This is a genomic window from Pedobacter miscanthi (genome assembly GCF_003315595.1).
In the GTDB taxonomy this organism is placed as follows: domain Bacteria; phylum Bacteroidota; class Bacteroidia; order Sphingobacteriales; family Sphingobacteriaceae; genus Pedobacter; species Pedobacter miscanthi.
This window is the reverse complement of the sequence record NZ_QNQU01000050.1, coordinates 1-15426: the sequence shown is the minus strand read 5'-3', so window position 1 is coordinate 15426 and position 15426 is coordinate 1. Positions and strand designations below refer to the sequence as shown.

General features: G+C 37.7%; 14 protein-coding genes. All 14 read left to right on the top strand.

What is annotated here, in order from left to right; all coding sequences use genetic code 11:
- A partial coding sequence (gene tssD / locus DRW42_RS28070; protein ID WP_113952178.1) for a type VI secretion system tube protein TssD occupies positions 1 to 312 on the top strand: 312 nt, incomplete at its 5' end.
- A 349-nt stretch (positions 313 to 661) separates the two neighbouring features.
- Complete coding sequence (locus DRW42_RS28065; protein ID WP_113952177.1) at positions 662 to 2524, top strand: type VI secretion system Vgr family protein; 1863 nt, start codon at positions 662 to 664, stop codon at positions 2522 to 2524.
- 2 nt (positions 2525 to 2526) lie between these two features.
- Positions 2527 to 2700 (top strand): hypothetical protein, encoded by a 174-nt coding sequence (locus DRW42_RS28930; protein ID WP_158544419.1) that lies wholly within the window; start codon positions 2527 to 2529, stop codon positions 2698 to 2700.
- Positions 2697 to 3806 carry a DUF2931 family protein gene (locus tag DRW42_RS28060; protein ID WP_113952176.1) on the top strand — a complete coding sequence of 370 codons (1110 nt, stop codon included), beginning with the start codon at positions 2697 to 2699 and terminating at the stop codon, positions 3804 to 3806. The genes DRW42_RS28930 and DRW42_RS28060 overlap by 4 nt, the downstream gene beginning before the upstream one ends.
- Entirely contained in the window at positions 3796 to 5226 is a 1431-nt protein-coding gene (locus DRW42_RS28055; protein ID WP_113952175.1) for a phospholipase effector Tle1 domain-containing protein, read from the top strand. Before DRW42_RS28060 ends, DRW42_RS28055 begins: the two co-directional genes overlap by 11 nt.
- Before the next feature lie 9 nt (positions 5227 to 5235).
- Entirely contained in the window at positions 5236 to 5544 is a 309-nt protein-coding gene (locus DRW42_RS28050) for a hypothetical protein (protein ID WP_113952174.1), read from the top strand.
- A gap of 19 nt (positions 5545 to 5563) precedes the next feature.
- Positions 5564 to 6562, top strand: a complete 999-nt coding sequence (locus DRW42_RS28045) for a hypothetical protein (protein WP_113952173.1) — start codon at positions 5564 to 5566, stop codon at positions 6560 to 6562.
- A gap of 16 nt (positions 6563 to 6578) precedes the next feature.
- Positions 6579 to 7055 (top strand): DUF4280 domain-containing protein, encoded by a 477-nt coding sequence (locus DRW42_RS28040; RefSeq protein WP_113952172.1) that lies wholly within the window; start codon positions 6579 to 6581, stop codon positions 7053 to 7055.
- 17 nt (positions 7056 to 7072) lie between these two features.
- Positions 7073 to 10129 (top strand): OmpA family protein, encoded by a 3057-nt coding sequence (locus DRW42_RS28035; protein WP_113952171.1) that lies wholly within the window; start codon positions 7073 to 7075, stop codon positions 10127 to 10129.
- A 68-nt stretch (positions 10130 to 10197) separates the two neighbouring features.
- Positions 10198 to 11142, top strand: coding sequence for a hypothetical protein (locus tag DRW42_RS28030; RefSeq protein ID WP_147243824.1), 945 nt, complete (start codon positions 10198 to 10200; stop codon positions 11140 to 11142).
- Positions 11143 to 11357: 215 nt separating this feature from the next.
- Entirely contained in the window at positions 11358 to 12860 is a 1503-nt protein-coding gene (locus tag DRW42_RS28025; protein WP_113952169.1) for a WG repeat-containing protein, read from the top strand.
- Positions 12861 to 12967: 107 nt separating this feature from the next.
- The gene (locus DRW42_RS28020) at positions 12968 to 13996 is read left to right on the top strand and encodes a hypothetical protein (RefSeq protein ID WP_113952168.1); all 1029 of its coding nucleotides are present in this window, start codon (positions 12968 to 12970) and stop codon (positions 13994 to 13996) included.
- A gap of 56 nt (positions 13997 to 14052) precedes the next feature.
- Positions 14053 to 14397: a hypothetical protein gene (locus tag DRW42_RS28015; protein ID WP_113952167.1), complete on the top strand. Its 345-nt coding sequence runs from the start codon at positions 14053 to 14055 to the stop codon at positions 14395 to 14397.
- A gap of 462 nt (positions 14398 to 14859) precedes the next feature.
- Positions 14860 to 15255: a type VI secretion system tube protein TssD gene (gene tssD, locus DRW42_RS28010; protein ID WP_029288480.1), complete on the top strand. Its 396-nt coding sequence runs from the start codon at positions 14860 to 14862 to the stop codon at positions 15253 to 15255.
- The last annotated feature ends 171 nt before the right edge of the window (positions 15256 to 15426 follow it).

Genomic DNA, 15426 nt, shown 5'->3' with positions numbered 1-15426 from the left:
GCAAAAGGCCGTCCATCGTCAGGTGTTTATGGTGGTACCATCCACATCGAAATCGAGTCAACCGAAGATACTTCGGTAATCGAATCAATGGTTAATAACCAATACAAGCCACTTTCTGGAACTATCGTTTTCAAAAAAGGCGAAGAAGATGCTAAAATGAAAGAACTATCTTTCGAAGATGGTTATATCATCCAGTATAACGAGGGTATTGCGGTAAACGACAATACACCAATGACTTTAAGTTTCGTAGTATCTGCCCGTAAGCTAAAGCTGGGTAATGCAGAGCACGAAAACGATTGGCCAAAAGCTTAGTCATCACTAAACATATAGTAATTAAGGCGCCCCGATTTTTTCTGGGCGCCTTCTTTAACCCATTGCTATCATTATCACCCTACATCTACCTATCATCCCAAATTATTATCCTTTTAGCACAGTGATACATCCTCATTAAGCTATATCATAAATTATGCTCATTTATGTCTAACCGCCTCAAACATATTGCAGTAAAAAACAATTACTATTCTGGTAAAATGTTTGATCCGGCATCTACACAATATTCATCTGAACAGGCTGTTTATAAAAAGTGGAATCCTTTTTAAAGTGGGCCATGTATACCAGGTCATTGGGCTTGGCGTAATTTTGTGAACAAGATTAAATCAATATGGAAAAGAAACTCATTGCAGAGATCAATATAGAAGGGAAAGAAATTACGCATTTTGCCTCCTTCAGCCTACAACAAGCATTTAACGAGCACCACTATTTCGAACTGCGTTTTAATCACGACCAGATGGGAGCACCTGGCTTGATCAGCCTGGACGATAGCCGTGATTTTGTAGGAAAAACATTAACTGCTTCTTTCGGGCATTCATCAGAAGGCATGCAGAATTTTGTAGGTCTGGTGTCGAAAGTCGAATTGTCGCAAAGCCATGGTTATCATGGTGTTGTAATCGTGAGTGGCTATAGCCCAACCATTTTAATCGATCGCGGTCCTGATTTAGGTTCTTATCTCGATAAAGACCTGAACGAGATCGTTAAATTAGCTACTAAAGATACCCCTGCCAATGACCTGAAAGTAGTTGCCAATGCCGCAAGAACTACACCAATCGATTATATTATACAGTACCGCGAGAGCGATTTTGCTTTTTTAAACCGTCTTTCTGCCGAATACCACGAATGGTTGTTTTATGATGGCAAACAGCTCAATTTTGGTAAACCCAATACGCAAAAAGAAATATCCCTTTTTTACGGCAGGGATGTGCAGGAAATGCAATATGCAATGGAAATTGCGCCAATAAAAAACAAACGGTTTTCTTACAATCCAAAGCAGAACGAAATGCTGCTAAGCGAAAGTACAGGTAAAGTAGATGGTACACCCGATTTATCGCATGCGGTAAAAGCTTCTAATCTCACTTTTAGCAAAACTTTTAATCAACCCTCGTTAATTCGCGTAGATAATGGAAACGATATTAAAAACCTGGTAGAAAACGAAGAGAAAGCCAATACCAGTGAACTTTTAAAAGTAACCGCAAGGGGCGATAATGCCGGTTTAAGTATAGGCAGTATTGCTGAGATTACCATGAGCATCCGTAAAGAACTTGCTTTTACATCCGAAAGCCTGGGAAAATTTCTTATTACCAGCATTACCCATCACATTGATGAAAACGGCAAATACCACAATAATTTTGAAGGAAAAGTATCTACAACCGAACGTTTACTGGTAAAGAATTTCGAAAAACCACAGCCTGATATGCAACTGGCAGATGTGATCGATAATAACGATCCACAGGGGCAGGGCCGTATCAAAGTGAAATTTAAGTGGGAATGCTTAACAAACGATGTTACCGAATGGCTGCGTGTGGTCACGCCAAGCGCAGGTATAGGCGATAGGGGCAATAACCGTGGTTATTTTGCCATTCCAGAAATTGATGATCAGGTAATGATTGCCTTTGAAGAAGGTAATATAGCACGGCCCGTGGTAATGGGGAGTGTTTACCACAGTTCGAGCGTTGATAGTAGTCCGCTGATTAAAAACCATTTAAAAAGTATTATTACCCGCAGCGGTCACTTGATTGAGTTTGATGACAACCAGGAAACGCAGGGCATCAAAATAACCGATATACACGAAAATATTATCCATATCGATACCAAAGGGAATAACATTACCATTACAGCACTCGAAAACATGACTTTGAACTGCAAGAATATGCAGATTAATGTACAGGAAAATATGGCTGTACAGGTTGGTAAAGAACAATCTACCAACGTGGGCGACAATCAAACCATTTCGGTGGGGAAAAATATTACGACCTCTGCTGGCAAAAATTTCTCGTTAACGGCTACAGGTGATATAGAAGAAACTTCGGATAACCGGACAGAGATGGTAAGTAAAGATTTTTTAAGACATGCAGAAACATCCAACGAGCAGGCAAGCGAGATAACCGTTTTCAGCCAAAAGGAAAATATGACTTTACAGAGTGGAAAAATTGTAGAAATCAACAGTGCAGAAAAATCAAAAATGTTTTAAAAATGGCCATTTTAAAACAATGTACCAATATGACCCTCAAGGTCAATTCCACATATTCTCTCCAGGTAGAGAATAAATTGGAGAAAAAAGCAGATAAAGTTAATATAGAAGCGATGCACAATAACCTGATTTTGGCCTGCAATAAAAAAATAGTTGGCCGAGGGGGAAAAGCATGATCATAAAAAACAATTTATACCTGCTACTGCTTGTTTTAGTAACAACAGTATCGAGTTGTAAAGGACAGAATATGGAAGAAAAGTTTGATTGGACTGCAACAATATCTGCGCCGAAGGAAGTTCCTGTAGAAGTATATCAGGGAGAAGTTTCCGCAAAAAACTATGGGCAGAACCTGAGTCATTTGGGGCCGGTTGCGGTTGGTTGGGGACTGGCAGGAGCAATTGTTTCCAGTGGTCCGGATACCAAAGAGTTACCCGATTATTTGGGGCTTACATGGGTTTCTTTTGCGGAGAAAAAAGTATACTCCGGCCAGTTTCAGCTCCCTAAAGAAAAAATCCTAAAATTATTCAAAGATGGGTTCAATAATGGGGCCAACAAGCCAGACGAAACCTATAACACTTTTATTATCGGCCTGGCACCAAAAGGGAATATTATAGTATGGGCTGCCGGCGATGGCAATCAGGTAGAAATAGCACATTTTACTGCAGCAGAAACAAAGATAGATACAGCAAAGCTGTCTGATGAGGAAAAACACTTATTTACCCATAAATATGTAGATTATGTTTTATCCGATACGATGATCATAGAACCCCAGTTTCAGGCAAGGATAAAGTCTCAGGGTTATCCCAATGCAGAGCTTTACACTGCCATTTACAGGAAAAAGTATAATTGGACACCTAAAGTTGTATTGCCTAATGGATACCATTTAACAAATTGGTCTTTTATGCTAAGTAATGGAGAGAAGGAATATATTTTGGATGGGAATAAGATTTTAGCAAAACAAAGCCGTGCCATTCCTTACCTGCTCAATGTAATGTTTACAGATAATGAAAAAAACCGGTACGAAGCTGATATTGTGATTACCCAGGATAAAAGCTATTTACCCAATTTACAGCAGAATGGCTTGGCTACCCATATCCCTGTTGACTTTGATGTAAATGAAATAAACAGAATTTTTAATGAGAAGTTAAATAAAACCCAACCAGCCGATCTGTTGATCAATATAGATCCCAAAGAAAGAAAACTGGATCTGGATGTAATACAGGGTACATTAAACTTCCCCGTTAAACAGGTAGAATTCCAAATAAAAAACTATGGCAACTAATGTTAGTTTTGGTAATTATGCGCCTCCCGGTCCGGTAGATAAGGGCTTGGAATACCGTTTTGGGATGTTCTTTGATGGTACACGTAACAATAAAACAAATACCGAAGGCCGTGAGGAATTCAATAAACCGAGCGATCAGAAATCAAAAAATCCAAACGATATAGCCAAAGCTGCGGCATACAAAAAATATGGCAAGGATGACGACAAAAGTAGTTATCAAAACACCTATAGTAACGTAGCCCGGATGTTGGAAGGCTACCGCAGAGGCAAAATCTATATAGAGGGGATAGGTACCACTAATAATGGTGGCGACGATACTTTGGGTTATGCCCTGGGTACCGGCGAAACAGGTATTAGGAGCAAGGTAGAAAAAGGCTGCAGGTTATTGGCCGGTTTATTGCCAAAAGGAAAAGAAGTCTCGGTTCTGATATTAGACGTTTTTGGATTTAGCAGAGGTGCAGCCGCAGCACGTAATTTTGTTGCAGAAGTTACGCAGGGCGAAATCAAGATCAATATGGATCCATTGTCCACACCGGATAAGCCAAACAGCTATTCTGAAATAACGATTCCGGCACATGGTTATTTGGGTAAACAGTTTAAAGATGCGGGCATAATTGTAAAGCGGTTGGAGGTGCGTTTCCTGGGTATTTACGATACGGTTTCTTCTTACGAACCGGGAGCTACATCCATAGCCTCGGTAACAGCGCTGAATCATGATTTTACGAATGATGTTGCCGAGCTGAATCTGAACAACATCGGGAAAGCGAAGTGCGTTCTTCACCTTACAGCAGAAAACGAACACCGTGAAAATTTTGCCCTTACCAATGCAAGGGTTGGGCTGCAGAAAAGTTTGCCCGGCGTACACTGTGACATTGGTGGTAGTTACACCAATGGGACCGAAAAAGTTGATGAGCTGATCAACGGATCAGAGGACGTGCAGAATGCAGAAAAAAACAGACTGATTTCGGAAGGATGGTATACTGAAAAACAATTAACCCTACATCCATATAGACGGAAACTTTCTGGTGAACGTAATCTCAAAAACACATACAGTTACATCCCGCTGCACCTGATGATCGATTATGAATTGGAATTCGAAGAAAAATTTCCAATCAACAAGGCGCTGCTGGTTGACCAGAAATACGACATTTCCGCTGATCCTTTACTGGTACGTGTAAAAAAGAAACTTCAGGATTCGATGCACAAAAATGTAAGCCCATATGCTTTTAAATCATTCAAAGATATCCATTCGAAGTATAAAGGCGCTAAACTTCCTGAACAACGCTTTGCCGATTATCAAAGGGAGTTGGACGAGCAGAACGACCTGAGGAAGTTAAGGAACGAATACCTGCATTGGTCTGCCGAATTTGATGGCGTAGGTATGGATCCAACACCAAACAGAGTACGTGTTACCTATTAAATTTAAACTATGAAAAAACATCTGATCATAAGAATAAGCATTTTAGTTGTCGGTTTTTTACTGATATACCTATATGATCACTGGGATTCGTGGTTCGATAACAACGGTTCCATTGGTGGCAATAGCGGTATGTCGGTACCTATCGGTTACTTTTTGAACCTGGGCTGGATTTTTTTGTGGTGCCTATATCTATTGATCGAAATATTTATCAGTTATTTCAGGAAGGGTTCCGATAAAACGAAAAGAATGTATAATGCGGTACTCATTGTATTGGGCATTATGTTATTTATCATTTACAATATGATCATCAGCCATTAACGGTCTATTTAGCTTAACCATGAATTACAGAAGTTTGTTGCTTGATGATAGCGGAACTGCCCCCGAGGTAGAAAAGCTTGCCGGAGAAACTGAAAAAGCAAACCAGCCTATTCAGTTTGATGGGAATTTTGGGTTAGAAAAAAAGATTGGTAAAGAAGGAAATGTATTGAATTATGGCCTTACCATCCTATTTGAAGAAGAAAAACAAGCCCATGAAGTTAAATATGAGCTATCATTAACCTACTTGGGCTTAAACCAGGAGCAGAATTTTTTATACCGGTTAGATAGAACAAGTGCTGTTTACGTTAACGAAGTAATCCCAGAGCTAGTGGCAGATAAACTGGCCTATCAGGCTGGAAGCATATTTTATCCATTAATTGTTGAAACGAAACCGGACGGGAAATTTTTAAAGGTGACTAATTGCGACGAAATCAGGAAAAGATGGGTTAAAGTTAGATCTGAAATTGAAAATTATTTTGAAGGTGATTATGCTGCCAAATACATCCGTTTAATGAATGAAAGACTAATGGATGATAATTTTATACAGATCTGCTTTCGGGAAGATTGGTTTATACAGACTTATTTCCAGTCGATCTATAAAAACTATAAACAGCAGCTCACGGTAGAAGAAAACCTGTTATTCCCCAATCTCGAACCCACGGCATTGGGTTATAAAACTGTCGAAACTGTAAATCCGTTTACCAATTACTTTGGGGCGCTTCAGTTGGAGCATAAGGGTATATTGGAACAGGACGAAATAAACTCGGCAACAGGAGGCTATAGGGCTAAATATATATTAAGTCCGGCAACCAAAGTCATACAGATTATCATTGCTGAATGGTGGGTGAAAGAAATTACGGAAAAGAAAGTAACATTAAAACTATTTTCAACAGATAAGTTTGATGATGAGAAACTACCAACCAATGTAGCATCATCATCCATAGAAAGTTTGGTGTTTTTAGATGGTGATAAAACGAACAAAAGGGAAAAAAGCTTTTGGGGTAGTTGGTTTAAATAGCTTAAAATAAATTGATATGGCTGAAAAACATATTGTAGTACAGGGAGCCATTTGTTTGTGCAATTTTGGTACAAGCCCGGATAATTTAAAAGTTTTAACAAACCAGAAAAATTATGCAAATGACGATAAAGGCAGTAAAAAGCCCATCGCCACCCATAAAGATATAGGCTCAACATTTGAAAAAAATACTTTTGGAAGCTGTTCAAAAAAGAACAACTCTCCATGTACGGCGGTAGTAACAGAATGGTCTGATTTCTATGAAGAGACCCTGCTCGATAATGGCGGTAAAATCCTGCTCGAAACTTCTAAGGCAACCTGTCCGGTTGGTGGTAAAGATTGCATCAAGATTATTAAACATGGGCAGATGGCAGAACCTACCGCACAGAATTTCGACAATACCAATAAAGAAGTACAGAAAACACTTAACCCGATGATTGCGGCTAAGGATATGCAGGAAACTGAGGATTTGAATAGCGGCGTAATTGACGGATAATTTATATAGGCTAAAACATGGCAAAGAAAGGTATAAAAAAAATTGTTTGGAGCGGCGAAGGCAAAGTTCATAAAGATAAATCTAAGCCAGGTTATTCCGTTGTGATAGATGGGGGATCTACCGTGGGCTTTGTTGTTGGCGAATGGTTTCCTGGTACAACCGAAGCCGATAAGAAAAAAAATATCACCTGGATCAGGCAATCGGCCGATAAAAAGGTCGACTATTATAAAGGCGTACAACCAAGCACCAAGCCATATACCTTATTTATTTCAAAAGCTCAGGCAGGCAAGGTTTTCTACTATGTGGAGGCCAGTTTAACAGGTTTTAAGGATTTGGAAGGCGGTACTGGCCTTTTTGTACGCGCCTACAGTCCGCCTAGGGTTGTAAGTTCTTACTGGAGGGAAAATATTGAAGGGAACAACAAACAGATACACGAAGGCAATCCCACCCAATATAATGTCCCCCTGCATCTGCACCTCGAACTGGAAGGTTTAAATGGCTACAATTGTACTGTTCATATCTATAACTGCGAGTTTAATCTTTTTAAAGATGATAATCAGAAAATAAGTAAAACCTATACCGTAAAATGTAACGGGGGCGCGTTAGACGTTTATATCCCTGCAGGCGATGTTTTACAGTGGAGAAAAGAAATCGGTGCCGAAAAACCCCTCGAGCAGTTTTATATCCAGTTGAGTGTAGAAGGTACAACAGGCTATGTTAAAGATACCACACCCAAAGGCGATTTAAAACATGCCACCCACCTGTTTATCAAAAACAGCTTCGGTAAAATACTGACCAAGATTGTACCCCTGCCCAAAGGCAATAAGGTAATTACCATTGGCGAAGAAGACAAACAGCCCATTAAGTTTGATAGTTGTACCTTTTCCAAAATCAATATCCACGATAGGGAAAACCTTAAAACCGTTTTCAGTAATACAGACCCGCGCACCATGGGTATTGCCGAAGAGAAATTTACCTTTAGCCTCAATATTTTTTACGATACCGATCAGTACGAAGTGCCTTCGGCCAGTCAGGCATTGTTGAAAAACGTGATTAAATACCTGAAGCAAAACGCTCATATATCCGTTACCATCGAGTCGTATGCCGATATTCGGAATACTTACGAATACAATGATAATCTGACCGAAAAACGCGCCAACGCCATTTTAAGTTTCTTTTATACCAACGGAATCAAAAATCAGTTGAAAGCATTTGGTTATGGAGAAAGAAAGGCCAAGCAGTTCGATTATATAACCAACGAAGATAGGCCCATCCACAAAATCAACCGTAAAACCGTACTTACCTTTAAGGTAAATAATTTAAAAACAATTTTTTACAATACCATCACCCCCAATTACGAAGAGCCGGTTGATCTTTCGGTATTCGTAAAAGGCATTAAGAATGATGCATGCATTAGCTTCGAAAATGGTAAAAAACACGATTTAAAGAAGATCACTTATAGCGAGCTTGTAAATTATAACGGAGACCGCAGTGTTGTTAAAGATATTCCGCTTAACGGAGAGGAAGGAAAATTGAAGATATTTTCTTTTGAGGGCGATATGTTCCCTTCCGCATTGGGCTTAAAACCCAACAGGTATGAGCTGGGCATTCATTCCTGCGCATACTTCCCTGATCCTAAAAAAGCCACATTGGTGATCAATGCCTTTACCGATGCCCTATGGATTTTACAGGCCACATACGATTTCACAGGCGATTATCCGATCGTATACCGTGGCAAACCCGAACCTATTTCCGTAATCAAGGGAATTAAGGGACTGCACGAAAGGGCCAAACATTATATCGATCTGTATCTGAGTGTACTCAAGTACTTCCCCATGGGCGATGCTTATGTTATGCTCACTAACCTGGCCATTGATTTTTTTGTGTCAGAAGCCGAAATGTATGGCATAGGCTACGCTAAAAAATGGAATTACAGTGGTGGCAAGTTTAGTAAACTGACCAATTATACCGACAACAACAGAGATCTGGTGGAAAAAGGAATTCTAACCCTTACCATTATCGTAATGATTGTTGAGCTTATTATTGCCGTGCTTACCATGGGAGAATCGGCTGCGGCCAAACTGCCGAAATTGAAAAAGGCCGTACGTTTGTTAAAAGATGCCCAAAAAGTACAAAAGGAAGTAAAAGATCTGGGCTTCGATTTCATATTCCCCAAGGTAGCATTTACCTATGCCACCTATCTGGAAAAAAAGAACGATCTGGTGCATTACATTACCGAATTTAATGTAAAGGCTGATCCGGTAATTGGCATCAAATTTGAAAAATCACTAAGTTTAAAAGACATTGTACAGAGAGCCCTTACCCAGGAAAAGAAGGTAAACAAAGAAGGTAAGGAAGAATATGTGTACAAAGAAGAATTTGGAGATCTTAAAAAAGAAAAACTTGATGAAAATGATCCATTGGGAGATAATATGTACAAAACAGGGCGGAACTTTGGACGGAAAACGGCAGAGGGAGAAATCGGTAAAGGTTTGCAGACCTTATTAGACCGTGCCGGCTACGATGCCAAAATTAAAATTATGTTCAGTGGCAGTATAAACCAGGAATATAAGATTAAAATTTCTGCACCTGCACCACACCAACAGTTTGCCGGTTCGGTAAATATCAAAAACTCTTTAAAACAAGCCTTTAGCAACAGTGCAGGTAAAGTAATTGGAGATAATGCCATAAAAATGCAGGCCGAACTAATGGTAAAAGGGCGCATCCATGTTGTAGGCTGCGTCCCCATATCACCTTTTTTGGCTTCTACTTTTTTTAAAAACAGCCATACCCAATATGATGCCATGTTGGAAGCAAACCTTGAGTCTCATTTGGTCCATACCCGTACATACGGAGCCAATGAAACCGAAGGGCTTTTTTATCAGGATAAAATTTATTTTTCAGGGATTAAGGGGAAGGTTAAGTTGGGTGTAAAAAAGTCCGATCAAACAAAGAAGACTTGGGATGGTGATTCAGAAAGCAATCTAATTGATACAGAATTTCATTTGTTTAAGGATAAGACCTTTACCATGATGAAGATTAATTTATTTTATAAAAATAATACACCACAATAATGAAAATAAAGTACATCATACTCTTAACTCTTTTTGGCCTGGGAGCATGCAAACAAAAAAATAATTCTATGGATAATACTGTACCACCCATTACCGACTCTAACAAAGAAAAAATAACAGCAGAAAATGCTTTGCAGAATCAGATAAAAGCAATTAAAAGGTATGCTGATGAACCGCTATACTATATTTATGTAAATCACGAACAATGCTTTTTTCAGGTACTGGTAAACGATATTCCTGTGTTCAACTATTTTGAAGATGGTGGGATCATGTCGCCAATTATTTTAAACAACTACATTAGTCATTCCGGTAAACAGACGATTACCTATAAGCTTTATCCTCAGACTAAAAGAACATATGGAGAAGGGTTTAATACACTTACTCCATATACCAAATTCGACGTCAAATTATATGTACGCAATAATGCCGATACGGTAAATGGTTTTGATAATCAGAAGCTTTTACTCACAAACCATGCCGCTACAAAAACAGATGGAAAATCTTTTATTGGTGATGGTAAAGATTATTACGAATATACCCTTGCTTTTGAAGCAAAAGTTCCTTACAAATTGAAAGGTTTGGAGGATAGTGAAGACTTAGCTAAGATAGCACCTGCTGAACTATTGAAAAAAACCGAATTGGCATATAAATACATATGGGATATTATAAATAATAAAAAAAGTAGCGAATACTTTAGGCTGAAACATGAAGCAAATACCAATCAGATTATATCCGAATATGTTAACAGCGAGTTCGTGAAAGAATCTTTTTTAGAGGATGAATTCTTATTTAAAGATGCCTCTTTTAAACTGGAGCCGTTAAAAGATTATAAACCCATATTATACGCTAACGGTAAAGTTGTTTGTTTGGAGCAAACAAGCGAGGATTTAAGATTGAAAAGAGAATCATCAATTTGGGGTAAAAGTAAAAATGAAAAAGGTGGTACAGAGGCAACTTTTATTAAGTTATACCTCCATATCCCCAAAGGAAAAGACACTTTCGAGATTCTATAATGATGACGCTACAGGTTTATTTTAATATCGCCAAAGGCAAAACAGACTTTGAAGTAATACGATAGAATATATTGCCAAAATAAAGCTGTCCAGGCCAAATGCCATTCGGCAAAAGGCATAAACGGGATAGTTTCAATTTATAAAAACTTAATGACTTTTTTTACACATATAAATTGAATTCCGATAAGATTAAAGTTGTAAAATAATATCAAAAAATGATTAATGGCTTGACTGGTGATTTCAGAATCAAAAAACTTTTAGCTATAGCATTGTTATTCTTGATGGTGTCTTGTAGTAGACGAAATGAAGAATTGCAGAAAAAAGTGGATGATAAAATTGCTGAATTAGATAGTGCTATAGCGCTTAGTTCAGTTAAAATCTCTGTTGAACCAATTCCCGAAGATGAGTTGAGTACAGATATTATGGCTTTTAAAGATAGAAGTAATTATAAGCCCTCATTTTTCGATTCATTGAAAATAGAAACGACCAATAGATTTCCAAATAGTTTCTTTTTTATAAATTATGATGAATTTAAGTTAGTGAGGTTATTAGGTTTTGATAATTTTTATTTTAATAATAATCCAGATCGCAAACCGAAATTCGAAATTCAAAAGGTAATATATGCAGATGGCACGAACGAAAACGCCTCAACTGTAATCCTTAATAAATCGGATGCAAAGAAAATGCCATATTTTGAAAACGATAAAATGATAAATAGCGAATTATATTTTTTTCAGAACAACAGCAGACCGATAGTAGGAGTAGAAGCGAAAGTAATTACTAATTTTACAAACACCAAAGATTATTATTTGGAAAAGGGCCAAAAAATAATAAAAACAGATAAAGGTGATATTGAAATTATTGAATTTAACAATAATGAATTTACATTTAAAGTACCCGCTACACTAGCTGAAAAAATAGAAATAAATGCACTTTACAAAAACGGCAAATATTTAACAACCAAAGGGTCGCAGTCATTTGAGTTTACGCCGCAGATAAAACTGCTTGAAGAACTGAAAAAAGCTAAAGATAAAATTTCGGAGGGTAAAATTAATTCGGAAAACGAACTGCGAAAATTCTTGGAATCCGAATCCATGCAAAGCAGTTCAAAATCTAACGAATTTGTAACCAAATCAATCTATTTCTCTGCAACAATAAGCAAAATAATTGTTTCCATTGCCCAAAAGGATAAGTCTGTAGAAAGTTTACATACCTATTTTATCCCAAAATTTAAACTCGACAGGTACAGTGAAACGGGTTATGCAATTTGCGGAGATGCAAAAACTGCAAAAAAGGGAATTATTGATTGGAATGGTAAATGGTTAGTAAAACCCGTTTATCATGACATAAGTCAGCAAAATTTTGTGAAAAATTATGTGCAGGTAGCATTAAATGAAAATGAATTTGCAAATGCCCTTTATTGGGTAGATAAGAAAAATAGACGGTTAGTGAAACCCAATTATGAGTTGAATTCCTATACTTTACAGCGAGACCATCCTAGGCTGGTAATTGTAGGAAAACCAATACGCCAAGCGGATGGCGGAACAATAGACCAATTGGGAGTAGCTGATACTGAGACAGGGAAACTTGTCGTTCCATTAGAATATGATCAGATAACATTTTCGAACCAAACTATTATGTGCAAACGCCCAAATCAAAAAGGTATAAAAATTTTTAACGAAAAGGGGACTTTTATTTCAGCGCAACAAAAAAAATAATAAAGATATTGTATGCTTGGATTCAGCTTATTTCTATAAAATCGGTAAGCATACATGATTTTTCTCCATATCCCCAAAGGAAAAGATACTTTCGAAATTTTATAAAAATGATAAGAACACTGTTATTTTGTTTAGCTACATGTTTACTGCTTAATTGTGATACCAATAGGAATACCCTTCAACAACCTCCTATTACCGATTCCAACTCGGATAAAATTACGGCGCAGAATTATATTCAAAAGGAAATCGGTTTTGTTAGGCCTCCTTCTCAGCAAGACATTGAATATTATTTCTCTGCCAGCCAAAACCAATGTTTCTCTGAAATTTTGGTAAACAATGTACCTGTTTTTAGATTTTTCGAAGATGGAAGCGCGATAACACCCATTTGTATAAATCCGTATATCAACCAGTCGGGCAAACAAACATTAACATACCGTTTATATCCGCAAAAAACCGTAACAGATGGAGAAGGAACAGCGCACCTCACCGCACAAACGGCTATTAAAATTGAGCTTGTTGGGCGTAAAGAATCGGATCGGATAAATGCCTACAAAAATCAAAAGGTGGTAATTACCCATCGATCAGAAACCAAGCCTGATGGAAAAACTTTCGTTGCGGCAGGGAAGGATTATTACGAATACACCATTACATTTGATGCCGAGGTGCCTTATAAACTAGTTGGAGCTACAGAAAGCCAGGACCTTAGTAAATTGGACCAAAAGGAACTTTTGGCTAAAACGGAGGCGGCCTATCGGTACTATTACAACCTGATTAACGCTAAAAAAATGGACGACTATTTTAGATTGGGCTTTCAAAGCGATATTGCAGAGATTATTTCTTCTTACATCGATCAGGAAAAGCTGCAAGCCATAGAAGAATCGGATAAATTTCACTTCCTGATTCCCGGATTTAAGTTGGAGCCTCTTGAAAAATATCACATGAGGCTATATGGTAATGGTAAAATTGTTTGCCTTGAACAAACCAGTGATGATCCGGCACTTAAAAACGCAAGTCCTATCTGGGGTAAAACTGAAACACCCAATGGAGAGAAAATAACTAAATTCTATAAACTATATCTTCATATTCCTAAAGGAAAAGATACTTTTGAAGTTTTGTATAAAGGTGAAAGGTTTTGATGATTTCTTATAACCCGAACACCGCGATTTCAGTAAAAACATAGGCATAAATAACAATGAAAAATGCTCAAAAACTGATTATTGGTATTATACTGTTCGCAATTACTGCTGTGGGCATTACGATTTGGTATATATCCGATCATATTTTGACGGAATTTAATGCGCAATCGGTTTTGAAAATTTTGGCTCAGATTGGATCGATTGCCGGAATAATTGTTGCATTGATCTTTTTGCTCGTGGTATCCTGTTTACAAAAAATTAAAAACCCATATTTGATAACTCTGGTGGTGAGCTTGATATTTATGTTGTTTGTATTTATATGCTACTGGTTTATTCTGAATATGATCTTTTATGAGATTAATGGCAAGCAATCTTTTATAAATCAGTTGTTCGGAGCTTAAATTCCATGCCTTACTATGGTCTGTTTTCTAAGTCCAATGTATATGTTTTTATCTTTCTGCTCACACTTTACTTCCTTCTGCCTTATTACCATATTGCACAGATTTCTGATACTTTTTTGGCAGTAATTAATCTGTTCGTAAACTATATAGTTTTGTAAATTAACTCTTATATAGCCTAAAACTGTTGCCAAAAGTAACACTTTGCCCTAAAATGCTACAATATTTTAAGCTATGGCATGTAGTAAAAATGAGACGGCAACTATTTTCAAAAAAAATACATTTTTTTTCCGCCCCAAAATCTGTGTTTCCGGTATCAGAAACTAATATTCTTTAATTTTTGTGCGCTTGTTAGCGCTTCTATATGAGGTAGATACACAATAATTGGCCTAATATTTGGTTTATAATATACAGTAGCGGACGCTACGTAAAATTCTATTTTTTTAACCTTTAAATTTTAAAACTATGGCTTTCAAAGCTAGATTAAATTTTTCAGGCAAGGAGTACGATGTGCTTCATTGTGCCTATGCGTTAAACCGTGATGTAGATGCTAAAGGAAGACCCTCTTCCGGAGTTTACGGCGGTACCATCGACATTGAGATCGAGTCAACCGAAGACACCTCAATAATCGAGGCGATGGTAAATAACCAGTACAAACCTATTACAGGAACCCTTCTGATCAAAAAATCCGAAGAAGATGCCAAAATGAAAGAAGTTGATTTCGAAGACGGCTACATTGTTAAATATTCCGAAGGAATAAACATTGTGGGCGATCATCCGATGACGCTTAAATTCCAGATTTCAGCCCGCAAGCTAAAATTAGGCAACGCAGAGCATCTTAACGATTGGCCGAAAGCGTAGCTTAAGGTTAAAAGACAGGAAGCTAGAAGGCATAAAGGTTGAAGGTAAGGCAAGTTAAAAATCAACCGCCCTATGCTCAACGCCAAATCCTAAGCTCCATGCAAGTCACCCCAAGCGCTCTGCGCTAAACAACTTATTTCTTTCAAAACTTTAAAACTTACTACAATGGCA

Coding starts and splice junctions, on each gene's coding strand:
- DRW42_RS28065 (WP_113952177.1), top strand. CDS start 662: ATGGAAAAGAAACTCATTGCAGAGATCAATATAGAAGGGAAAGAAATT.
- DRW42_RS28015 (WP_113952167.1), top strand. CDS start 14,053: ATGAAAAATGCTCAAAAACTGATTATTGGTATTATACTGTTCGCAATT.
- DRW42_RS28020 (WP_113952168.1), top strand. CDS start 12,968: ATGATAAGAACACTGTTATTTTGTTTAGCTACATGTTTACTGCTTAAT.
- DRW42_RS28045 (WP_113952173.1), top strand. CDS start 5,564: ATGAATTACAGAAGTTTGTTGCTTGATGATAGCGGAACTGCCCCCGAG.
- tssD (WP_029288480.1), top strand. CDS start 14,860: ATGGCTTTCAAAGCTAGATTAAATTTTTCAGGCAAGGAGTACGATGTG.
- DRW42_RS28055 (WP_113952175.1), top strand. CDS start 3,796: ATGGCAACTAATGTTAGTTTTGGTAATTATGCGCCTCCCGGTCCGGTA.
- DRW42_RS28030 (WP_147243824.1), top strand. CDS start 10,198: ATGGATAATACTGTACCACCCATTACCGACTCTAACAAAGAAAAAATA.
- DRW42_RS28050 (WP_113952174.1), top strand. CDS start 5,236: ATGAAAAAACATCTGATCATAAGAATAAGCATTTTAGTTGTCGGTTTT.
- DRW42_RS28930 (WP_158544419.1), top strand. CDS start 2,527: ATGGCCATTTTAAAACAATGTACCAATATGACCCTCAAGGTCAATTCC.
- DRW42_RS28060 (WP_113952176.1), top strand. CDS start 2,697: ATGATCATAAAAAACAATTTATACCTGCTACTGCTTGTTTTAGTAACA.
- DRW42_RS28040 (WP_113952172.1), top strand. CDS start 6,579: ATGGCTGAAAAACATATTGTAGTACAGGGAGCCATTTGTTTGTGCAAT.
- DRW42_RS28025 (WP_113952169.1), top strand. CDS start 11,358: ATGATTAATGGCTTGACTGGTGATTTCAGAATCAAAAAACTTTTAGCT.
- DRW42_RS28035 (WP_113952171.1), top strand. CDS start 7,073: ATGGCAAAGAAAGGTATAAAAAAAATTGTTTGGAGCGGCGAAGGCAAA.